Here is a 20581-nt window from a genome sequence, read left to right as displayed (position 1 = left end):
GGGCTTGGGCAGGGCGCGGGTGCCGGCGGGAGCGACCCGATGCGGAGCTCACGCAGACTTGAGGAGACGGCGATGAATCAAGAGGTGATGAATCTCTTCAATACTCAGGCTCCCGCGCAGACTTTCGATCAGATCAAGATCTCGATCGCGAGCCCTGAGAAGATTCTGTCATGGTCCTACGGCGAGATCAAGAAGCCGGAGACGATCAATTACCGCACGTTCAAGCCGGAGCGCGACGGCCTGTTCTGCGCCCGTATCTTTGGCCCGATCAAGGACTACGAGTGCCTGTGCGGCAAGTACAAGCGCATGAAGTACAAGGGCGTCATCTGCGAGAAGTGCGGCGTCGAGGTGACCTTGGCGCGCGTGCGGCGCGAGCGCATGGGCCACATCGAGCTCGCAGCACCCGTGGCGCATATCTGGTTCCTGAAGTCGCTGCCGTCGCGCATCGGCCTGTTGCTCGACATGACGCTGAAGGATCTGGAGCGGATTCTCTATTTCGAATCCTACGTGGTGCTGGAGCCCGGCCTCACGCCGCTCAAGTTGCATCAGCTCCTGACCGAGGAAGAGTACCTGCGGGCGCAGGAGGAATACGGCGAGGACAGCTTCACCGCCCAGATCGGCGCGGAGGCCATCCGCGAGATCCTGCGCGCGCTCGACCTCGAGAAGACCGCGGCCGACATCAAGGAGGAGATCGCGACGACGACCTCCGAGCTGAAGCCCAAGAAGCTGATGAAGCGCCTCAAGATCATCGAGGCCTTCCAGCAGTCGGGCAACAAGCCGGAATGGATGATCCTCACCGTCGTGCCGGTGATCCCGCCGGACCTGCGTCCGCTGGTGCCGCTCGACGGCGGCCGCTTCGCGACGTCGGACCTCAACGACCTCTACCGGCGCGTGATCAACCGCAACAACCGCCTGAAGCGGCTCATCGAGCTGCGCGCGCCGGACATCATCATCCGCAACGAGAAGCGCATGCTGCAGGAGGCGGTCGACGCGCTGTTCGACAACGGCCGGCGCGGCCGCGTCATCACGGGCGCCAACAAGCGGCCGTTGAAGTCGCTCGCCGACATGCTGAAGGGCAAGCAGGGCCGCTTCCGCCAGAACCTGCTCGGCAAGCGCGTGGACTACTCGGGCCGCTCGGTGATCGTGGTCGGCCCCGAGATGAAGCTGCATCAGTGCGGCCTGCCGAAGAAGATGGCGCTTGAGCTGTTCAAGCCGTTCATCTACGCGCGGCTCGACGCCAAGGGCCTGTCGGCCACCGTCAAGCAGGCGAAGAAGCTTGTGGAGAAGGAGAAGCCGGAGGTCTGGGATATCCTCGACGAGGTCATCCGCGAGCACCCGGTGATGCTGAACCGCGCGCCGACGCTGCACCGCCTCGGCATCCAGGCGTTCGAGCCGGTGCTGATCGAGGGCAAGGCGATCCAGCTGCATCCGCTCGTCTGCTCGGCCTTCAACGCCGACTTCGACGGCGACCAGATGGCCGTGCACGTGCCCCTCTCGCTCGAAGCGCAGCTCGAGGCGCGCGTGCTGATGATGTCGACGAACAACATCCTGCACCCGGCCAACGGCCAGCCGATCATCGTGCCCTCCCAGGACATGGTGCTGGGGCTCTATTACCTGTCCATCATGGCCGACGGCGAGCCGGGCCAGGGTAAGGCCTATGCCGACCACAACGAGATCGAGCACGCGCTGAACGCGGGCGTGATCACGTATCACTCGAAGATCCGCTACCGCTGGGTGGGCGTGGGCGAGGACGGCGCGCCGGTGTCGAAGATCCACGACACCACGCCCGGCCGCGTGTTCCTGTCGCGTCTTCTGCCGAAGCACCCGAAGATCACCTTCGACGTCGTCAACAAGCTGATGACCAAGAAGGAAATCTCGGCCATGATCGACACCGTCTACCGCAACTGCGGCCAGAAGGAATCGGTCATCTTCTGCGACCGCATCATGGCGCTCGGCTTCTATCATGCGTTCAAGGCCGGCATCTCGTTCGGCAAGGACGACATGGTCGTGCCGGAGAACAAGTGGCAGATCGTCGACCAGACCCGCCACCTGGTGAAGGACTACGAGCAGCAGTACAACGACGGCCTGATCACCCAGGGCGAGAAGTACAACAAGGTCGTGGACGCCTGGGCGAAGTGCTCGGACAAGCTCGCCAGCGAGATGATGGCGCGCATCTCCGCCGTGCAGAAGGATGACAGCGGCCGCGACAAGCCGGTGAACTCCATCTACATGATGGCGCACTCGGGCGCGCGCGGCTCGCCGGCGCAGATGAAGCAGCTCGCCGCCATGCGCGGCCTGATGGCCAAGCCCTCGGGCGAGATCATCGAGAGCCCGATCATCTCGAACTTCAAGGAAGGCCTCGACGTGCTGGAGTACTTCAACTCCACCCACGGTGCGCGCAAGGGCCTCGCCGACACGGCGCTGAAGACGGCGAACTCGGGCTATCTCACCCGCCGCCTCGTCGACGTGGCGCAGGATGCCGTCATCCGCGAGCCCGACTGCGGCACGGAGCGGGGCATCTCGATGCGCGCCATCGTCGACGCCGGCCAGATCGTCGCGACGCTCGCCTCGCGCATCCTGGGCCGCACGGCGGCCGAGGACGTGGTGGATTCCGCCGGCAACGTCATCGTGCCGACCGGCGTGATGATCGAGGAGAAGGATATTCCCGCGATCACCGCCGCCGGTATCCAGCAGGTGAAGATCCGCTCGGTGCTGACCTGCGAGTCGCGCAACGGCGTCTGCGCCACCTGCTACGGGCGCGACCTCGCACGCGGCACGCCGGTCAATCTCGGCGAGGCGGTGGGCGTCATCGCGGCGCAGTCCATCGGCGAGCCGGGCACGCAGCTCACCATGCGCACGTTCCACATCGGCGGCGCCGCGACCATCGCCGACCAGTCGTTCCTGGAGACGAACTTCGAGGGCGAGGTCAAGCTGCGCAACCGCAACGTGGCGCGCAACTCAGACGGCGATCTCGTGGTCATGGGCCGCAACGTCGGCGTCATGATCCTGGGGCCGGACGGCAAGGAGCGCGCGGTGCACCGCGTGCAGTACGGCGCGCGGCTCAAGGTGGACGACGGCGACCAGATCAAGCGCGGCCAGCGCGTGGCGGAGTGGGATCCCTACACCCGCCCGGTGCTGACCGAGGTGGACGGCACCATCGGCTTCGAGGACCTGATCGAGAACATGTCGCTGTCGGAAACCGTCGACGAGGCGACCGGCATCGCCAAGCGCGTGGTCATCGACTGGCGCGGCTCGGCCCGCACGGCCGATCTGCGCCCGGCGATCGTCATCCTCGGCCCGGACGGCAAGGTCGCCAAGCTGCCGCGCGGCGGCGACGCGCGCTACCTGCTGCCGGTCGACGGCATCATCGCCGTCGATCCGGGCTCGAAGGTGAAGGCGGGCGACGCGCTGGCGCGCATCCCGCTGGAGAGCGCCAAGACGCGCGACATCACCGGCGGTCTGCCGCGCGTCGCCGAGCTCTTCGAGGCGCGCCGCCCGAAGGACGCGGCGATCATCGCCGAGAAGTCGGGCACGATCCAGTTCGGGCGCGACTACAAGAACAAGCGCCGCCTGACGCTGACGCCGCACGACGGCTCGGAGCCGGTGGAGTATCTGATCCCGAAGGGCAAGCACATCCACCTGCAGGATGGCGACGTCATCGAGGTCGGCGACTTCATCGTCGACGGCAACCCGGCTCCGCACGACATCCTCGCCATCAAGGGCGTGGAGGAGCTCGCGGCCTATCTCGTCAACGAGATCCAGGAGGTCTACCGCCTGCAGGGCGTGCATATCAACGACAAGCACATCGAGGTGATCGTCCGCCAGATGCTGCAGAAGGTCGATATCACGGAGGCGGGCGACAGCCAGTTCCTCGTCGGAGAACAGGTGGACCGCACGGACCTGCGCGACGAGAACGAGCGCCTGGTCGCCGAGAACAAGAAGCCGGCGGAAGGCACGCCGGTGCTGCTCGGCATCACCAAGGCGAGCCTGCAGACGAAGTCGTTCATCTCGGCCGCTTCGTTCCAGGAGACGACCCGGGTGCTGACGGAAGCCGCGGTCAACGGCAAGTCCGACAAGCTGGAAGGCCTGAAGGAGAACGTCATCGTCGGCAGCCTGATCCCGGCCGGAACGGGCGCCATCGCCGCCAGGCTGCGCGAGATCGCCCAGCGCCGCGACGAGCTGATCCTGGGCCAGCGCGCCCGCGAGAACCGCGTCGCTGCGCAGGCGGCCGCGGATCACGTCACTGCGGAGCAGGTGTTCGATACCGTGCCCTCGCTCTCCGAGCCGCAGCCGGACGTGTGATCGGCTGACGCATACGAAATGAAGAACCCGCGGCTGAGAGGCCGCGGGTTTTTTATGGCCCGGCGGACGAAGCGGACACCGGGCCGGCCGAACCTCTCTCGACCCCTTGCCGCCTTCAGGGATCCGACGCGACGCAGTCCGCTTCGATCTCAACCAGCCAGTCGGGGTCGATGAAACGCGACACCTGCACGAAGGTACAGGCGGGTCGTATGGTGCCGAAGAGCTCGCCGTGCGCACGCGCCGCCTCGCGCCATTGCTCGATGTCGGTCAGCATGATGCGCGTGCGGATGACCTGGGGCAGGGTGCAGCCGGCTTCTTCGATCGCGCGGCGCACGATGCCCAAACAGAGCTTGGTTTGCGCGTAAACATCGCCACGGTGGGCGGCGCGGCCGTCCGGGCCGATCGGCGCGGTTCCGGCTACCGCCAGAAAGGAGCCGACCCTGACGGCGCGGCTGAAGCCGATCTCGGGTTCGAGCGGCGACCCAGACGTGACAAGTCTGCGCTGTTCCATGGAATCGCTCCCTACAAGATCTTTCCGTGCGGCGGTCAGCGTATCCCTACGTTACGTTACAGGCCCCTGCAAGGTCGCGTTCCACCTATTCCCGCCAATTTCGCCGTCGCTGCCGGAACGCTTGACGGAAAGCGACTTTCGCTCACCATGTGCCTTGCGAAAGAGCGCACAGAAAGGATCGCGATGCCTACTGCCGACTATGCGGTGACGATGGCGAGGTACAACCTCTGGCAAAACGACAATCTCGTGAGTGCGGCCTCGGCGCTTTCCGCCGAGGCCCGCGAGCTCGAAAGAGGGGCGTTCTTCGGCTCCATTCAGAAAACCTTCTTCCACCTGTTCTGGGCCGATCGGGCCTGGATGAGCCGGTTTACCGGCACGACCCCGCCCGAAGGCGGGATACCGCAGTCCGTTGTCTTCGACGGAAGCTGGGAGGAATTCCGTGACCGGCGCACCGAACTGGACAATCGGATTCTGCATTGGGCGAAGAGTGTCGATCCGGACTGGTTCGCGGGTGATCTCACCTGGTTTTCGGGGGCGCTCGGCCGGCAGATGACCAAGCCGAAGGGCATCCTGCTGATCCAGCTCTTCAACCACCAGACCCATCACCGCGGACAGATCCATGCGATGCTGACGGCCGCCGGAGCGAGACCCGGCGCCACGGACGTGTCATTCATGCCCGAGGCGTTTCAGGAGCCTTGAGCCGGAGCCGCCGTTCGCGGGGCTTCGGGACTTCAGGGTGAACCCTGACGGAATATCCTCACGGCATCCGCCACCAGATCGGCGTTGCCGCCCGTCACTTCGCCCCGCGCGCGGTGACGCCCGTCCTCCAGCCCGACGCGGGTGGACCAGCGCCGCTGCCGGGCGCGTTCGACGAAATGCCAGACGGTCGCATCGAACCCGTGCAGGAGGATCGGCCGCGCGACGCCCGCCTCCTGCAGAACCTGCGCTATGCCATCCGCGATCCTGTCGGCTTCCTTCGGGTCCTGCTCCTCGATCTCGATGAGAACGCGGGAAACCCGATGGCATGCGGGAAGCGCGACAAATCTCCTGGCGTCCGCCACCGTCGCAAGCCCGGCCTCGACGCGGACCCCGATGTCATGCAGCAATTCCAGGATTGCAGGCGCGTCCCGCTCGGACAGATTGGCGGAGGCATAATCCGGCAACACGCGCCAGGCCGCGATGCAGTCGCGTGTCCGCTTCTCGTCGCCCTCGATCCACGCACCCGTCGATACCCCGACGAGCGTGCCGGGACACGCCTGGCGCATGGCACGCATCGTTTCATCCACCGCCGACAGGCTCTCGCGGCCGTCCGCTCCGCGTGGGTGGACGTGTATCTCGGCGGCCCCGGCCGCGATACAGGCCATGGCATCGAGCGCCATCGCCTCGGTCGTGAGCGGCAATCGGGGATGATAGCCGAAGGGGCGCGCGCCATTGATGCAGGCCTGAACGATCATGCCGGTCTCCGAAGGCTTCCGGGAGACATGTTACCGGGCCGGCGACGATCAGCAAAGGGCCCGGATCCGGCCCGTTCGCGGGATTCTCTCACGTGCTGCGCGGCTTGGCGCGGGTGGTGGCGGTGGCGGCGGTCGGGTCGTCCGGCCAGACGTGGCGCGGATAGCGGCCGCGCATCTCGGCGCGCACGGCAGCCCACGAGCCGCGCCAGAAGCCGGGCAGGTCGCGGGTGATCTGGATGGGGCGGTGCGCCGGCGACAGCAGTTCGAGGGTGAGCGGAATGCGTCCCTGGGCGATGGCGGGGTGCTCGGTCAGCCCGAAAAGCTCCTGCACGCGGACGGCGATGGACGGGTTTTCCCCGGAATAATCCACGGCGATGCGCGAGCCCGTGGGCGCGGTGAAATGGGTCGGCACCTCGCGGTCGAGCTTCTGCTGCTGGGCCCACGGCAGCAGCGACTTCAATGCCGCGTCGAGAACCGGCACGTCGATCTGCGCCAGGCTCGTCAGGCCGACGAGGTGGGGGGCGAGCCAGTCCTCGACGGCGGCGGTGAGCGCGGCGTCGGACACGTCCGGCCACTCGCTGCCGTCTCCTGCGGCGCGGCGCAGGAAGCCGATGCGGGCGCGCCATTGGGCGAGGGCTTTCGTCCAGGGCAGCGCGGCGATGCCTGCCGAGGCGATGCCTCGCGCCAGCACGGTGGCCGAGGCTTCGTCGGCGGGGGCAGGCAATGGCTTCTGGTCGAGCAGGATCGCGTCGAGACGGCGCGTCCGCCTCGCGCGCAGCGCCCGCGCCCCGGTGTCGAAGGTCACTTCCGTGGCCTCGACGATGCGCTCCCCTGCGAGCCGCTCCACGTCCTCGCGCGTCAATGCGGCGGCGGAGACGATGCGGGCGGAGGCGGCGGAGCCGACGATTTCCGCCACCGCCAGGAACTCCTCGCGCGCGAGCCGCTCGGCGGGATCGAGCACCGCGCCGCGCCCGTTGGCGAGCAGATACGTGCCGTCCCGGAAGTCATCGCTTTTCCGCGCCCTGGCGATGCGATCGGGAAAGGCGAGCGCCAGCGGCGGCCCTGCGGGAGCATCCCCGGCAGGCGGGCCGCCCCACTGGCGGGCGAGGCGGCGCATGTCGCCGGCGCGGGGCGAGCGGTCGCGACGGAACTGGCTGACGCGCTCGGCAAGATCTATCGCGTTGCCGCCAAGTCCGCGTTCGACCAGGACGGCGGCGATTTCCGCGGCATCGCCGCTCTCGCCCGTGCGCCGCGCCTCCACCACCATGCGCGCGAGGCGCGGCGGCAGCGGCAGCGATTGCAGCGCGCGGCCGGTGTCGGTGAGCCGGTTGCGCGCATCGAGCGCGTCGAGCGAGCGCAGCAGGTTGCGCGCCTCGGTCAGCGCCGGGGCGGGCGGCGGATCGAGAAAGGCGAGGGTGGCCGGGTCCTCCACGCCCCAGCGGGCGCAGTCGAGAACGAGCGGCGCGAGATCGGCGGTGAGGATTTCCGGCGCCGAGAAGGCTGGCAGCGCGCCGTTGGCGGCTTCCTCCCACAGGCGGTAACACACGCCGGGCTCCGTGCGGCCGGCGCGGCCCCGGCGCTGGTCGACGGCGGCGCGCGAGGCGCGCACGGTCTCGAGCCGCGTGATGCCGATGCCGGGCTCGAAGCGCGGCACGCGGGCAAGGCCCGAATCGATGACCACACGCACGCCCTCGATGGTCAGCGAAGTCTCGGCGATGGAGGTGGCGAGCACCACCTTGCGCCGGCCGGGGGCGCTCGGCCGGATGGCGAGATTCTGCGCCGCGCGGTCGAGCCGGCCGTAGAGGGGCGCGATATCCACAGCATTTGCACCGGTCTTTACCGCTGGCCCGAGCGTCTCGTTCAACAGGTTTTCCACACGGCGGATCTCGGCCTGTCCGGGCAGGAAGACGAGGATCGAACCGCTCTCGGCAGCGAGCGCCGCCCGCACGGCGGCGGCGATGTCCTCCTCGATGCGGCGCGCGGGGTCGCGGCCGATATAGCGCGTCTCGACCGGGAAGGCGCGGCCTTGCGATTCGATGACCGGGGCCGGGGCGCCGGGAGAGCCGACGAGCCGCGCCACCCGCGCCCCGTCGAGCGTGGCCGACATCACCAGAATGCGCAGATCCTCCCGCAGGCCGGACTGCACATCGAGGGCGAGCGCGAGGCTGAAATCGGCGTCGAGCGAGCGCTCATGGAACTCGTCGAAAATGACCGCGGCGACGCCCGACAATTCCGGATCGTCAAGGATCATGCGGGCGAACACGCCCTCCGTCACCACCTCGATGCGCGTGCGCGGGCCGACCTTGGTGTCGAGGCGCGCGCGCAGGCCCACGGTGCCGCCGACGTCCTCGCCCAGCGTCTCGGCCATGCGCGCGCTCGCGCCCCGGGCGGCGAGGCGGCGCGGCTCCAGCATGACGATCCGCCCGTCCGCGCGCCATTCCTCGCCCAGGAGAGCGAGCGGCACGCGTGTCGTCTTGCCCGCGCCCGGCGGGGCGACGAGCACGGCGTTGCGATGCGTCGCCAGCGCGGCCAGCAGCGCCGGCAGCACATCGTCGATGGGAAGACGCAATGTTTCGTCGGTCCAGAATGTTTCGTTGGTCCAGAATGTTTCGTCGGTCATGGAGATCGGTCAGCGGTTCGGACATCGATAACATGTGAGACGGCGACAGACACGTCACCATTGTCATTGAACTGTCGAAAGCCTATGCTCTGCTGACGGGATGAAATGGTGATCCGAATCCCGGAGCGCTTTCCGATCAGGTAAAATCAGGTGGCCGGCCGGAAGTCGCTCGAAGCGGGGAATCGCAGGGCGCATTCCGATCCCGCCGGGTCGGACGTCGCGCCAAGGCCCTGACGACAAAGGGCTCGGCTTCTCGGCAGGGGGTCCGGTTCATCGCGCATTGGGGGGCGGTTGACGCAGGATGGCGAGCAGTCCGATCTATCAGAAAAATGCCGGCGCCGATGGCCCGGCGCCGGACCGCGCCGGGCGCGTGCCGGCTTTCCTTCAGCCCCGGATCTGGGGCAATCCCAAATCGTGGAACTGGGTGCAGAACGGCAAGCTGAAGGGCGGCATGCTGGCCGGGGGCCTGAAGTTCGGCGCCCTCGACACCGGCGGGCTCGACCCGGTGCTCGGCCGCCTCGGATCGCTTGAGGTGCGCCTCGCCACGACCAAGCGCGAGATCCGCCAGGCGCAACGCCTGCGCTACCGCGTTTTCTACAATGAGATGTCCGCCGTGCCCAATGCGGCCTGCATGCTGGCCCAGCGCGACATGGACGACTACGACCCCATCTGCGATCATCTGCTGGTGCTCGATCACGACGCTCCGCGAAAACCCTTCCGCCCCCACAAGCCGAAGGTCGTCGGCACCTACCGGCTGCTGCGGCAGGAGGTCGCCGACCGCTACTTCGGCTTCTACACGGCCGGCGAGTTCGACGTCCAGCCGGTGATCGACGCCAATCCGGGCCTGAATTTCCTGGAGCTCGGCCGCTCGTGCGTGCTCAAGCCCTATCGCAACAAGCGCACGGTGGAGCTGCTCTGGCACGGCATCTGGACCTATGTGCTGCATCACCGCATCGACGTGATGTTCGGCTGCGCGAGCCTTGAGGGCGTCGATCCCAAGGCGCTGGCGCTGCCGCTGAGCTTCCTGCATCATTTCGCGCGCGCCCCCGAGGAGTGGAACGTCAAGGCCCTGCCGGAGCGGTTCGTCTCCATGGACCTGCTGGCCAGGGAAAGCATCGACGCCAAGGCCGCGCTGCACAGCCTGCCGCCGCTGATCAAGGGCTACCTGCGGCTCGGCGGCACGATCGGCGAGGGGGCGGTGATCGACCGGCAGTTCGGCACCACCGACGTGCTGGTGATGCTGCCGGTGAAGGCGATCAACCCGCGCTACATCGGCCATTTCGGCGCCACGGCCAACCGCCACGCGGCGTGATATCGCGAAGGCCGGTGAGCCGTCTCTCGGCCTTCATGAATCCTGTGCAGCGCGTGAGCGCCCCTCAGCGCCCGCGCTCCAGGATGCGCGAGACCACGCGGGCGGTGTAGTCGACCATGGGCACGATGCGCGCGTAGTTGAGGCGCGTCGGGCCGATGACCCCGACCACGCCCAGGATCGTCTGGTTGGAATCGCGGAACGGCGCGGCGATCATCGAGGAGCCGGAGAGCGAGAACAGCTTGTTCTCCGAGCCGATGAAGATGCGCACGCCCTCGCCGTTTTCGGCGCGCGAGAGCAGGTCGATGACGTCCTTCTGGGTTTCGAGATCGGCGAACAGCGTGCGGATGCGTTCGAGATCCTCGGCCGCCTTGAGGTCGTCGAGCAGATTGGCCTGTCCGCGCACGATGAGCTGGCGCCCCTCGCTGGCGCCGACGCTGACGGCGAGCCCGGCGTCGATGAGGTTCGCCACCAGCGCGTCGAGCTCGTGCTCCATGCTGGTGCGCCGTTCCTCGATTTCCGCGCGCAACTCGCCGAGCGTGAGGCCGCGAATGTGGGCGTTGAGGAAGTTGCCGGCCTCGATGAGCGCGCTCGGCGGCAGGCCGGGCGGCAGATCGAGCAGGCGGTTTTCCACGCTGCCGTCCTCGCCCACCAGCACGACGAGCGCGCGCGTGGGGTCGAGGCGCACGAACTCGATGTGCTTGAGCTGCGGGTTCTGCTTGCTGGTGACCACCACGCCCGCGCCGCGCGTGAGGCCGGAAAGCATGACGGTCGCTTCCGACAAGAGCGTGTCGAGGGAAGCGCCCGCGGCCGCGGCGGCAACCTGGGCTTCGATGCGGCCCGTTTCTTCGGCGTCGAGATCGCCGATTTCCAGCATGGCGTCGACAAAGAAGCGCAGGCCGCGTTCGGTGGGCATGCGCCCGGCGCTGGTGTGCGGCGCATAAAGCAGGCCCGCTAGCTCCAGGTCCGACATGACGTTGCGGACGGAGGCCGGCGACAGCGGCATGGGCAGGATGCGTGCCAGATTGCGCGATCCGACCGGTTCGCCGGTGGACAGATAGCCTTCGACCACGCGGCGGAATATCTCGCGCGAGCGCTCGTCGAGTTCCGACATCAGGCGTGCGCTTTCGGTATTGGGGATGGTGTGAAAACGTCTGCTCATCCGGGCCTCGCCACAGCCTTGTCATGGCGCTCCCCAGCGTTACCATAAAATGCGGTGATCACAAATTGCCGCAGCCGCCTGAGCGGTTCACCGTCCGGGGGAAAGAACCGCCCGGCTCCGGCGAATGCCGGTCGATCTTGCGAAAGGCCGACGGGTCTGTCGCGCCGGCCCTTGCCCTGGTCCGTCAGCTGCACGTGCCGCCGCGCAGCTTGAGTGGCACGAAGGCCCGGCTGCCGATGCCGCCCGATCCGCCGCCGATACCCGAGGCGTCGCAAAGCTTTCTTACATAGGGGTTGTCCTCGTCGGCGCCGGCTGTGCTCGCGGCCTCTCCGACGATCTCGTCGCCGGTACGGCCGATGGTGCGCGTGTCGCTGTTGGTCGCGACGGGCGTCGTCACGCGCCGGCGCTGGGCGGGTACGGTCGCGGTCTCAACGAATGTCGCCGTCACCCGGACCGCGTCGGCGACGGGGAGCGCCGTCAGATTGCGCGCGATCTGTATCGCCATGCCGTTGCCGCCGGTGGCGATCTCCGCCAGGGCGAGGCCTTCCCAGGGCAATTGCTCCATCGGATCGCCGCTGGTTCCGGGCTGATCCGGCTCCGGCGTCGGGATTGGCCGGGCGAGGAGTTCCAGCGTCGATCCCGCCACCAGCGCAAGGGTGTAGTTGCCGCCCGCCGCCAGAGAGCCGAGCGTGATCGCCCATTGGCCCGGCGCGGTGCCGTCGTGGCCGAGCGCGCCGGAGAGCAGGGCACTGCCATCGCCGCCCTGCCAGCCGGTCGCGTCGAAGGCGATCCGGAAGGTATCGTCGTCGATCGTCTTCTGCTGTCCTGCCGCAGGGTTGATCGTCAGCAGGGCCTTGCCGATGGTCAGCGCGCCGTCCACATAGGCGATATCGTAGTTGGCCGATGTCAGGCCGCTGGCGGTGAGGGTGTAGCTGCCGGCGTCGGTCGCGCCCTGCGCCGAGCCGCCCCACACCAGCGCGCCGCCGAGCGCGGCCGCCGTCTCGCCGCCGGCGAAGCCGGCGTAGGTCACGCCGCTGCCGCCGCTCCACGGGGCCGCGTCGTAGGTCTTCGCCGCGTCATTCGCTGTCACGGTGAGCGGGGCCTTGCCGATGGTCAGCGCGCCGCTGACATAGGTGATGTCGTAGTTGGCCGACGTCAGGCCGCTGGCGGTGAGGGTGTAGCTGCCGGCGTCGGCCGCGCCCTGCGCCGAGCCGCCCCAGGCCAGCGCACCGCCGAGTGCGGCCGCCGTCTCGCCGCCGGCGAAGCCGGTGTAGGTCACGCCGTTGCCACCGCTCCACGGGGCCGCGTCGTAGGTCTTCGCCCCGTCGTTCGCTGTCACGGTGAGCGCGGCCTTGCCGATGGTCAGCGCGCCGCTGACATAGGTGATGTCGTAGTTGGCCGACGTCAGGCCGCTGGCGGTGAGGGTGTAGCTGCCGGCGTTCTGCGCGCCCTGCGCCGAGCCGCCCCAGGCCAGCGCACCGCCGAGTGCGGCCGCCGTATCGCCGCCGGCGAGGCCGGTGTAGGTCACGCCGTTGCCGCCGCTCCACATGGTCGCGTCGTAGGTCTTCGCCGCGCTGTTCACCGTTACCGTCAGCGCGGCCTTCGTGATCTCGACGCCTGCGGTATAGATGAAACGATAGCCGTTGCTGCCGGAGGTCGGGAGGCCCGTCACCTCCACCGCGCCATACGTGCCGACGTGGAGGCCCGAGAGGACGAGGCCGGGATTGGCGGCGAAATCCGCCGGCGTGCCGCCCACCCATGTGCCGGCATTCGCGCCGTAGGTCGCGGTGGCGTCGCCGTCAGCGTGCACGCGAATGACCTTTGACAGCGCGTAGAGCTCGGGCCGGTAAGTGTCGCCCGGCGGGGCCCAGACGGTGTCGAAGTCCCAGCCCTTGGCTTCGGCGATATTCATGAAATAGCCGGTGCTCGTGATCTGCGCCGTGGTGAGGCCGGTGATGTCCCGCTCGCCCGTGCCCTCGTCGAGCCCGATCGCGGCGGCCAGCCGGGTGCCGTCCTTGTCCCAGAAGCTTGCGGTGATGGTGCTGTCGCCCTCGCGGTGGTGGCCCACGAGCCCGCCGAGGTTACTGCCGCCGGTCACCCGGCCCGCGGCGTAGGCGTTGGTGATGACGCCGGCTACTTGCGTGCCCACCAGCCCGCCGGCATTCCGGTCGCTGGCATGGACGCGGCCGGTGGCGTAGACGTTGACGATCATGGCGCCATCCTCGCCGACGATACCCTGGCCGCCGACGAGACCGCCGACATGCTCGGTTCCCGCCACGTCGCCGGTGGCGTAGGCGGTGGAGATTGTGCCGTCCCTATGCCATCCGACCAGCCCACCGATTGTTATGCCGCCCGTCACGTCACCCATGGCATGGACATTCTCGATACGTCCGCCATCCTGACGTCCCACCAGCCCACCGGCGTCGCCGTGCTCTGCCGCGACGTCGCCCGAGGCCCAGGCGTTGGTGATGGTGCCGGCAACGAGATACCCCACGAGCCCGCCGACGTAGTACTCGCCCGTCACCGCGCCGGTGGCGTAGGCGTCGGTGATGGTGCCGTCGTCATGCCCCGCCAGGCCGCCGACGTTGCTGGTGCCCGTCACCGCGCCGGTCGCGTAGGAGCCAGTGATGGCACCGGCGCCACCCCCGAGCAGGCCGCCGACGCTGACACTGCCCTGCACGTTGCCGGTGGCGTATGAATTCGCGATGATATTGTCAGACGTGTTCTGGGCGCCGACGAGTCCGCCGACGAAGTTCGCCCCCGTTACGTCCACGTCCGCCCACGCGTTGGTGATGCTGCCGCCATCCATGCTCTGGCCGCCGACGAGGCCGCCGACCTCGTTGCCGGTGCCCGTTACCGAGCCGGTTACCCGGACGTTGTCAATGGCCGTGGTGCTGGCTGTCCCGACCAAGCCGCCGACGATACCCTCGCCCGTCACCCGCACATCCCCGAGGCTGAGGTTTTCGATCGTCGCGCTGCCGGTACTTCCGAACAGGCCGACGTAGCTCTGTTGCGGCCGGTGGATGACGAGACCCTGGATGATGTGGCCACGGCCGTCCAACACGCCCCCGAAATAAATCCCATCGGCAAATGTGCCGATCGGCACGAAGCCGAAGAGATTGGCGTCGGCGTCCTTCGTCGTCGCCGTGCGCCAGACGCTGCTGTCGGTGAACGCGGCGGCGAAGTCGATGTCGTTCGCGAGGACGTAGGTCCTGCCCGCGGCATAGCCGGTATCCGCATCCGTATGCGCCCGGATGAGCTGCAGCTGCTCGGCATTGCGGATGGTGTATGTGTTGCCGCCGTCGGGGTTGCCGAGCACGTCGAGTGTCATCCGCAGCATGGGCCGGGTGTCGCCGTCGACGATGTACCACGGATCGTCGACGGCGAAGATCCAGCCCTCTTCGGTGTAAGTGTCTTTCAGGTAGGCGTCGGCCGCGGTGAGGCCGGTGGCGCCCAGATCCGCGCCATCGAGATCGTCTACACCGATGACGTCGTTCTTTTCGGTGGTGTCCTTGTCCCAGAAGCTGCCGATGATGCCGCCGCTGATCCGATGCCCGATCAGTCCGCCGGCGGCGACGTCGCCGGTCACCTTACCCGTGGCGTAGACGTTGGTGATCGTGATCGTGCCGAGGCCGGCGTTGAGCTCCCCGACCAGCCCGCCGGCATAGTCGGCGCCCTCCACCCTGCCGGCGGCGTAGGCGTTGGTGATGCTGACGGAGGCGTCCGTTCCGAGGACGGGGTCGGGACCGATGAAGCCGACCAGACCGCCAGCGGGGACGGCGCCGGACACGACATTCCCCGCCGCCCAGGAATTCTCGATGCTGACGTGGGCGCCGTTGGAATCAAAGACAATGCGGCCCACGAGCCCGCCGACCCCGCCGATGTTGTTGCCCGTGCCCGTCACCTGCGCGGCGGAGGCGGAATTGCTGATCGTTCCGCCGTTATAGAACTGCCCCACTACACCACCGACGACGTCCCGGCCGAAGACCGCGCCCTGGGTGTAAACGCCGGTGATGGTGCCGCCATTCTCCCCGGTCAGAAGGCCGACAAAATTCTGACCTTCCACCGTGCCGGACACGTTGACGCTGCTGATGAGGCCGGAGGCAACCGCAACTGCCGCCCCCACATAGTTCTGGCCCGTCACCTCCACATCATCGAGGCTGACGTTCCGGATCGTCGCGCCGGTGTGGGCAACCGAAAACAGGCCGACATTCCTCTGTTGCGGCCGGTTGATGGTCAGCCCTTTCACGACATGGCCGAGGCCGTCGAACGAGCCGGTGAAGTAGCCTCCGGCAACGCCGATCGGCGAGAAGCCCGTGCCGCCGTACCAGTTCGCCGTGCCGGAGGCGTCGATGTCCGCCGTGAGCTTGTAGTGCTTGTCCAGCACCGTCGCTATGCCCTGCAGGCCGTAGACGTCGGCGATGAGGTAGGGCGTGGCGGCGCTGCCGTCGCCGTCGGTGACGCGCAGGAACGTCACCGTCGGCTCGGGGGCATAGTCCGTCACCGCCTGCCCGCCCGCGATGCGGAAGTCATTGGCCGTGAAGCCGGGGAGCGAGTCTTTCTGCACCCACGCGCCCGATTCCAGATAGAACATGCCGACGTCGATGGCGCCGCTCTCGCCGGTGGTGATGGTGGCATTGTCGACGTCGCCGTCCGCCGCTCTCAAGGTCAGGCTACCGTTCACCGCCGTGATGGCGGCGTTGATGGCGATGGTGCCGTCTGCCGCGTCCAGCGCGAGGCCGCCCTTCGCGGCCGTGATAGGATTGTTGATGATGATGTCGCTGTGCGCCTGGAGCGTCAGCGTGAAGGCGTTGGTCCACGCAATGTCGGCGTTGACCGTGATGTTGCCTGCCTGAGAGCCGCCGCCGTTGGTCGTGACGGTGACGTGCGCGGTCTCCAGCAGGGCCGTCAGCGTGTCCGCGCCAAGCGTCGAACTGTCTCCGGCGGGGTCGAAGTCATGGCCGTTCCGGACGGCGTCGCCGCCCGAACCCGCCACGATCTCGAGATCATGCGGATCGAGCAGCAGCGTACCGGTGCCCAGCGGCCCTTTCAGGTTCGCCGTGCCACGGAACGACAGCACCGCCTTGCCCGACACTTCTGCATCGCCCCCGCGGCCGGTCTCGCCCGTCGCAGAGACGTGGCCGGCAAAGGCGGTGAGGTCGTCCGACCATAGCACGATGCGGCCGCCGTCGTCGGCGCCGTCCGCCGCAACCGTCGCGCCCGCGGCCACGGTCAGGGTCCTGGCGGTTGCGACCTTTTCGGCAACGTAGTTCTTCGCCGCGTCCTTGCCGCCCTGGAAATCGCCGCCGACGAGCGCCACGCCGCCCCTGGCGCCCGAGACGTCGAGGCGCGCCGTATCCGCCAGCGTGATCGCCTCACCGGTGACGATCACCGTGCCGCCGTCGCCGTCGAGCGCGGAAGGCCGTGCCGGGGGCAGCACGCCCGGCGCAGCTGAAGGAGCCCTGCCGCTCGCGTCGAGCGTCGCCGCGACCTTGACGTTCCTGCCCGCGACGCGGATCTCTCCGCCGCGCGGGGGCCTCGCTGCATTGGCGTCCGCCTTGCGGGCAGCCACGCGCTGCGTCACCTCCACGGCGCCGGCGTCGCCCGCCGTCAGGAACACGCGTCCGCCCCGCGTCGCGGTGCCTGTCGCCACGATCACGCCCTTGCGGTTGCCCGCCAGCGCGTAGACGTTGCCGCCGTTGGCGCGCAGCTCCACCTCCGCCGCCCTGATGCTGCCGCTGTTGCGCGCGCTCGTGCCCGAGTTGCTTCCTTGCCGGCCCGCCTTCACCACGAAGCGCCCGCCGTCGAGCGCCCGGTCCTGCACCAGCACTTCCGTGCCGGCCGCCAGCGCCGCCGTGCCCCGGGGCGCGTCGATGTCGCCGGTGTTCTCCACAGTGCGCCCCACCAGTGCCACGTCGCCGCCGAGGGAGCCGATCCTGCCGGCGTTCACCACCGAGGCGGCGCTGTCGCCCTTCAGCGTGTAGGTCTCGCCCTTCGCGGCCTTGGCGAACTCCTCGTCGGCGAGGTCGAGCGTCGAGCCGAGGAAGGAGCCGCCGGTCTCGATGCGGCCCGTCGGCCCGACGGCGACGCCGGCCGGGTTGACGAGATAGAGCGAGCCTGTCGCGGTGAGCGATCCGTCGATCTGCGAGGCGACGTTGCCGCGCACGCGGTTCAGTGTCGCGCCGGCGCCGTTGTCGAAACGGACGCTGTTGGCCCCGCCGATGGAGAAGGTTTGCCAGGAGATGATGGCGGCGGGCGTGGACTGGCGCACATCGAGGTGCGGTCCGTCGCCGGCGACGGCGGCCTGTCCGCCGAGGACCTGCGCGCCGGTCGGCAGCGTCTGGGCAAGGGCTGCCGGCGACGACACGGCGGCGGCGAAGACCAGTCCCACGCCGGCGGCTCTGCCGAGCACCGCGAGGCGGGAAAGCCGGCGCTGCAGGCGGCGGGAAACGGTCTCAGACTTGCCGACCATATGACGCGCTCCACCCTGAAAGCAAGCATGCCGGCGCGGCAGGCTTACAAATCGATACGAGCGCCAAAACGCCAGAAAAAATCACCACTGGCGAAGCAGAGCGCCGAGTAAAAGCCAAGCAGTTTGTTAACACATGGCTATCTATATATTATTTGTTCATGGAGTCAATTATCTGTGAAAATTTCAGGCGGAATCGTAACGTGCGATTGACTGGGCGATCGGCCGCTCGCCGCGCATCGGCCGCCGGGCGGGTGCGACGCGCGGGCTGCGTCGCGCGCAGTTTGATTTCGCGCGCAGTTTGATTCCTCGGCGCCGGCGACGGTCGACATTTGCCGCCGGCGCGCGAAGTGCTACAAGCCCCGGCAGTGTCGATCATCATGCCAAGGACCAGACCGTGAGCACCATCCGTCCCTCGAAGCGCGCGCCCGACGAGCTGCGCAATGTCACGCTGGAGCGCGCCGTCGCGCGCTATGCCGAGGGCTCCTGCCTCGTGCGGTTCGGCGAGACCCATGTGCTGTGCACCGCCTCGCTGGAGGACCGCCCGCCGCCGTGGCTGCGTGGGCAGGGGCGGGGATGGGTCACCGCCGAATACGCCATGCTGCCGCGCGCCACGCTTGAGCGCACCCGCCGCGAGGTCACGTCCGGCAAGCCCTCCGGCCGCACGCAGGAGATCCAGCGCCTGATCGGGCGCAGCCTGCGCGCCGTCGTCGACCTCGCCGCCATCGGCGAGCGCCAGATCGTCATCGATTGCGACGTGCTGCAGGCCGACGGCGGCACGCGCACGGCCGCCATCACCGGCGCATGGGTGGCGCTGCACGATTGCCTCGCGTGGATGCAGGCGCGCGCCATGTTGTCGAAGAAGGCGCTCAAGGACCACGTCGCCGCCGTATCGTGCGGCATCTATCAGGGCACGCCGGTGCTCGACCTCGACTATGCCGAGGATTCGTCCGCCGAGACCGACGCCAATTTCGTGCTGACGGGAGCGGGGGGCATCATCGAGGTGCAGGGCACCGCCGAGGGCGCGCCCTTCTCGGAAGAGGAACTGCTGCGGCTGCTGGCGCTCGCGCGGGCGGGGACGTCGCGGCTCGTCGACCTGCAGAAACTGGCGGTGGCGTGATGGCGCGCAAGCTCGAAGGGCGGCTCGTGGTCGCCTCGCACAACCCCGGCAAGCTCAGGGAGCTGCGCGAGCTGCTCGCGCCCCATGCGGTGGAGGCGGTATCGGCGGGCGAGCTCGATCTGCCGGAGCCGGAGGAGACCGGCACCACCTTCGCCGAGAATGCAGCGCTGAAGGCGCATGCGGCGGCGCAGGCCTGCGGCCTGCCGGCGTTCGCCGACGATTCGGGCCTGTGCGTCGACGCGCTGGACGGCGCGCCCGGCATTTTTTCGGCCCGCTGGGGCGGCCCGGGCAAGGACTTCGCCGGCGCGATGGCGCGCGTCGAACGGGAACTGGCGGCGCGCGGCGCCCTCGATGACGTGGCCCGGCGGGCGCATTTCGTGTCGGCGCTGGTCGTCGCATGGCCGGACGGGCACGAGGAGCTGTTCGAGGGCCGCGTGTTCGGCACGCTGGTGTTCCCGCCGCGCGGCGACAGGGGGTTCGGCTACGATCCGATCTTCCGGCCGGACGGCCGCGCCGTCACCTTCGGCGAGATGACGGCGGAGGAGAAGCACGGCCTGTCGCACCGGGCGCGGGCCTTCGCGAAGCTGAAGCAGGCTCTGCTGGGCTAGCCTTTCCTCGGCTAGCGGCATCAGGCCGGCAAGCGCCCCCGCATTCGCAACCCGTCGCGGATATTCAGCCCGACGAGCGCGAGGTTGACGAGACCGGCCGCGATCTCGACGGATTGCACGGCGACGAAAGCCGTATCGAAGGCATGGGCGCCGGCTTTCCAGTTCAGGAACAGCGCGGCCGGCATCAGTATCAGCAGCCCGTTCGGCGCGATGACCTGCATGCGCCGCAGCTTGGCCGCCGCAAGGCCCCTCGGCTGACGGCCGGCGAGAAGGAAGCCCGTTGCGCCGACGACGGCCAGCGCGGCGATGAGCGCGGGCAGGCGGGAGACGATCCAGCCCTTCGCCGCCGCGATCTCGCCGGCCTGGCCGCCGAATTCCGCCCACGCCGTCTGTCCGAGAAAGCGCAGGATGAAAAAGAAGGCCGCCACCCCTGCGGCAATGTGGATAACGCGCAGTATCGGTCGGATCTTCATGGATTGCTCCTTGCAACCGCATTCTGTATAGCACACTATATATCATGCAATGAAACTTGATAGCAAGCTATATGTCTTTCGATCGTTCCCTTTCCGCCGGTTACATGACCAACTGGGCGGCCCGGCTGTTCGCCAGGGCCATTGATCGCAAGTTGAGGGCGGCCGGCCTTTCGTCGGGGCAATTGCCGGTCTTCTTCGCTTTGGGAAACGGCGAGGCCCTGCCGCAGAAGGCGCTGGCGCGCGCGGCGGCCATCGAGCAGCCGACGATGGCGGCGACGTTGTCGAGGATGGAGCGGGACGGCCTGATCGAGCGCCGGCCAGATCCCGAGGACAGGCGCAGCGCCCTCATCTCGCTCACCCCGGCGGCGATGGAGAAGGTGCAGGCGGTGCGCGAGGCGATCGCGAGCGTCAACGCGGCGGCGCTCGCCGATCTCGGCGAAGCGGAGCGCAACGCCTATCTGGCGGCGCTGCGGACGATCATCGCCGCGCTCGACGCACTGCCGGACAACGGCGATGCGAAAACGGAATGACGGCGGTGCGTTTCCTCGCCCGC

The 20581-nt window shown here is 68.4% G+C and carries 12 protein-coding genes; 6 read left to right on the top strand and 6 right to left on the bottom strand.

Features of this window, described 5'->3' with window-relative positions:
- Nucleotides 1-72 precede the first annotated feature (72 nt).
- Nucleotides 73-4302: a DNA-directed RNA polymerase subunit beta' gene (gene rpoC / locus ACUSIJ_RS08050; RefSeq protein WP_449307859.1), complete on the top strand. Its 4230-nt coding sequence runs from the start codon at nt 73-75 to the stop codon at nt 4300-4302.
- Between the two features lie 115 nt (nt 4303-4417).
- Here rpoC and ACUSIJ_RS08045 read toward each other — a convergent pair whose 3' ends face one another.
- Nucleotides 4418-4813: a RidA family protein gene (locus tag ACUSIJ_RS08045; protein WP_449307858.1), complete on the bottom strand. Its 396-nt coding sequence runs from the start codon at nt 4811-4813 to the stop codon at nt 4418-4420.
- Nucleotides 4814-4996: 183 nt separating this feature from the next.
- On the opposite strand from ACUSIJ_RS08045, the gene ACUSIJ_RS08040 reads away from it, so the two are divergent.
- Nucleotides 4997-5512 (top strand): DinB family protein, encoded by a 516-nt coding sequence (locus ACUSIJ_RS08040; protein WP_449307857.1) that lies wholly within the window; start codon nt 4997-4999, stop codon nt 5510-5512.
- A 32-nt stretch (nt 5513-5544) separates the two neighbouring features.
- Here the strand turns inward: ACUSIJ_RS08040 and ACUSIJ_RS08035 are convergent, their stop codons facing one another.
- Both ACUSIJ_RS08035 and hrpB read right to left on the bottom strand, forming a co-directional pair.
- Entirely contained in the window at nt 5545-6267 is a 723-nt protein-coding gene (locus tag ACUSIJ_RS08035) for a 3-keto-5-aminohexanoate cleavage protein (RefSeq protein ID WP_449307856.1), read from the bottom strand.
- Between the two features lie 88 nt (nt 6268-6355).
- Complete coding sequence (hrpB, locus tag ACUSIJ_RS08030) at nt 6356-8887, bottom strand: ATP-dependent helicase HrpB (RefSeq protein WP_449307855.1); 2532 nt, start codon at nt 8885-8887, stop codon at nt 6356-6358.
- A gap of 301 nt (nt 8888-9188) precedes the next feature.
- Between hrpB and ACUSIJ_RS08025 the strand changes: the two genes are divergently transcribed.
- A complete protein-coding gene (locus ACUSIJ_RS08025; RefSeq protein ID WP_449307854.1) occupies nt 9189-10199 on the top strand; it encodes a GNAT family N-acetyltransferase in 1011 nt (336 codons plus the stop codon).
- Between the two features lie 64 nt (nt 10200-10263).
- Here ACUSIJ_RS08025 and hrcA read toward each other — a convergent pair whose 3' ends face one another.
- On the bottom strand, nt 10264-11358 hold the full coding sequence (hrcA, locus tag ACUSIJ_RS08020; protein WP_449307853.1) for a heat-inducible transcriptional repressor HrcA: 1095 nt from the start codon (nt 11356-11358) through the stop codon (nt 10264-10266).
- A 184-nt stretch (nt 11359-11542) separates the two neighbouring features.
- Nucleotides 11543-17830, bottom strand: coding sequence for an MBG domain-containing protein (locus ACUSIJ_RS08015; protein WP_449307852.1), 6288 nt, complete (start codon nt 17828-17830; stop codon nt 11543-11545).
- 403 nt (nt 17831-18233) lie between these two features.
- Between ACUSIJ_RS08015 and rph the strand changes: the two genes are divergently transcribed.
- Together rph and rdgB are read left to right on the top strand one after the other, a co-directional pair.
- The gene (rph, locus tag ACUSIJ_RS08010; RefSeq protein ID WP_449308034.1) at nt 18234-18947 is read left to right on the top strand and encodes a ribonuclease PH; all 714 of its coding nucleotides are present in this window, start codon (nt 18234-18236) and stop codon (nt 18945-18947) included.
- Nucleotides 18947-19555: an RdgB/HAM1 family non-canonical purine NTP pyrophosphatase gene (gene rdgB, locus ACUSIJ_RS08005; protein ID WP_449307851.1), complete on the top strand. Its 609-nt coding sequence runs from the start codon at nt 18947-18949 to the stop codon at nt 19553-19555. Before rph ends, rdgB begins: the two co-directional genes overlap by 1 nt.
- A gap of 20 nt (nt 19556-19575) precedes the next feature.
- Here rdgB and ACUSIJ_RS08000 read toward each other — a convergent pair whose 3' ends face one another.
- Nucleotides 19576-20028 carry a hypothetical protein gene (locus ACUSIJ_RS08000; protein WP_449307850.1) on the bottom strand — a complete coding sequence of 151 codons (453 nt, stop codon included), beginning with the start codon at nt 20026-20028 and terminating at the stop codon, nt 19576-19578.
- A 71-nt stretch (nt 20029-20099) separates the two neighbouring features.
- Here ACUSIJ_RS08000 and ACUSIJ_RS07995 point away from each other — a divergent pair, with 71 nt between their 5' ends.
- A complete protein-coding gene (locus ACUSIJ_RS07995; RefSeq protein ID WP_449307849.1) occupies nt 20100-20558 on the top strand; it encodes a MarR family winged helix-turn-helix transcriptional regulator in 459 nt (152 codons plus the stop codon).
- The last annotated feature ends 23 nt before the right edge of the window (nt 20559-20581 follow it).

The organism is Pseudochelatococcus sp. B33, assembly GCF_053570585.1.
The sequence above is the reverse complement of the archived record's forward strand: the minus strand, read 5'-3'. Positions and strand labels throughout refer to the sequence as shown.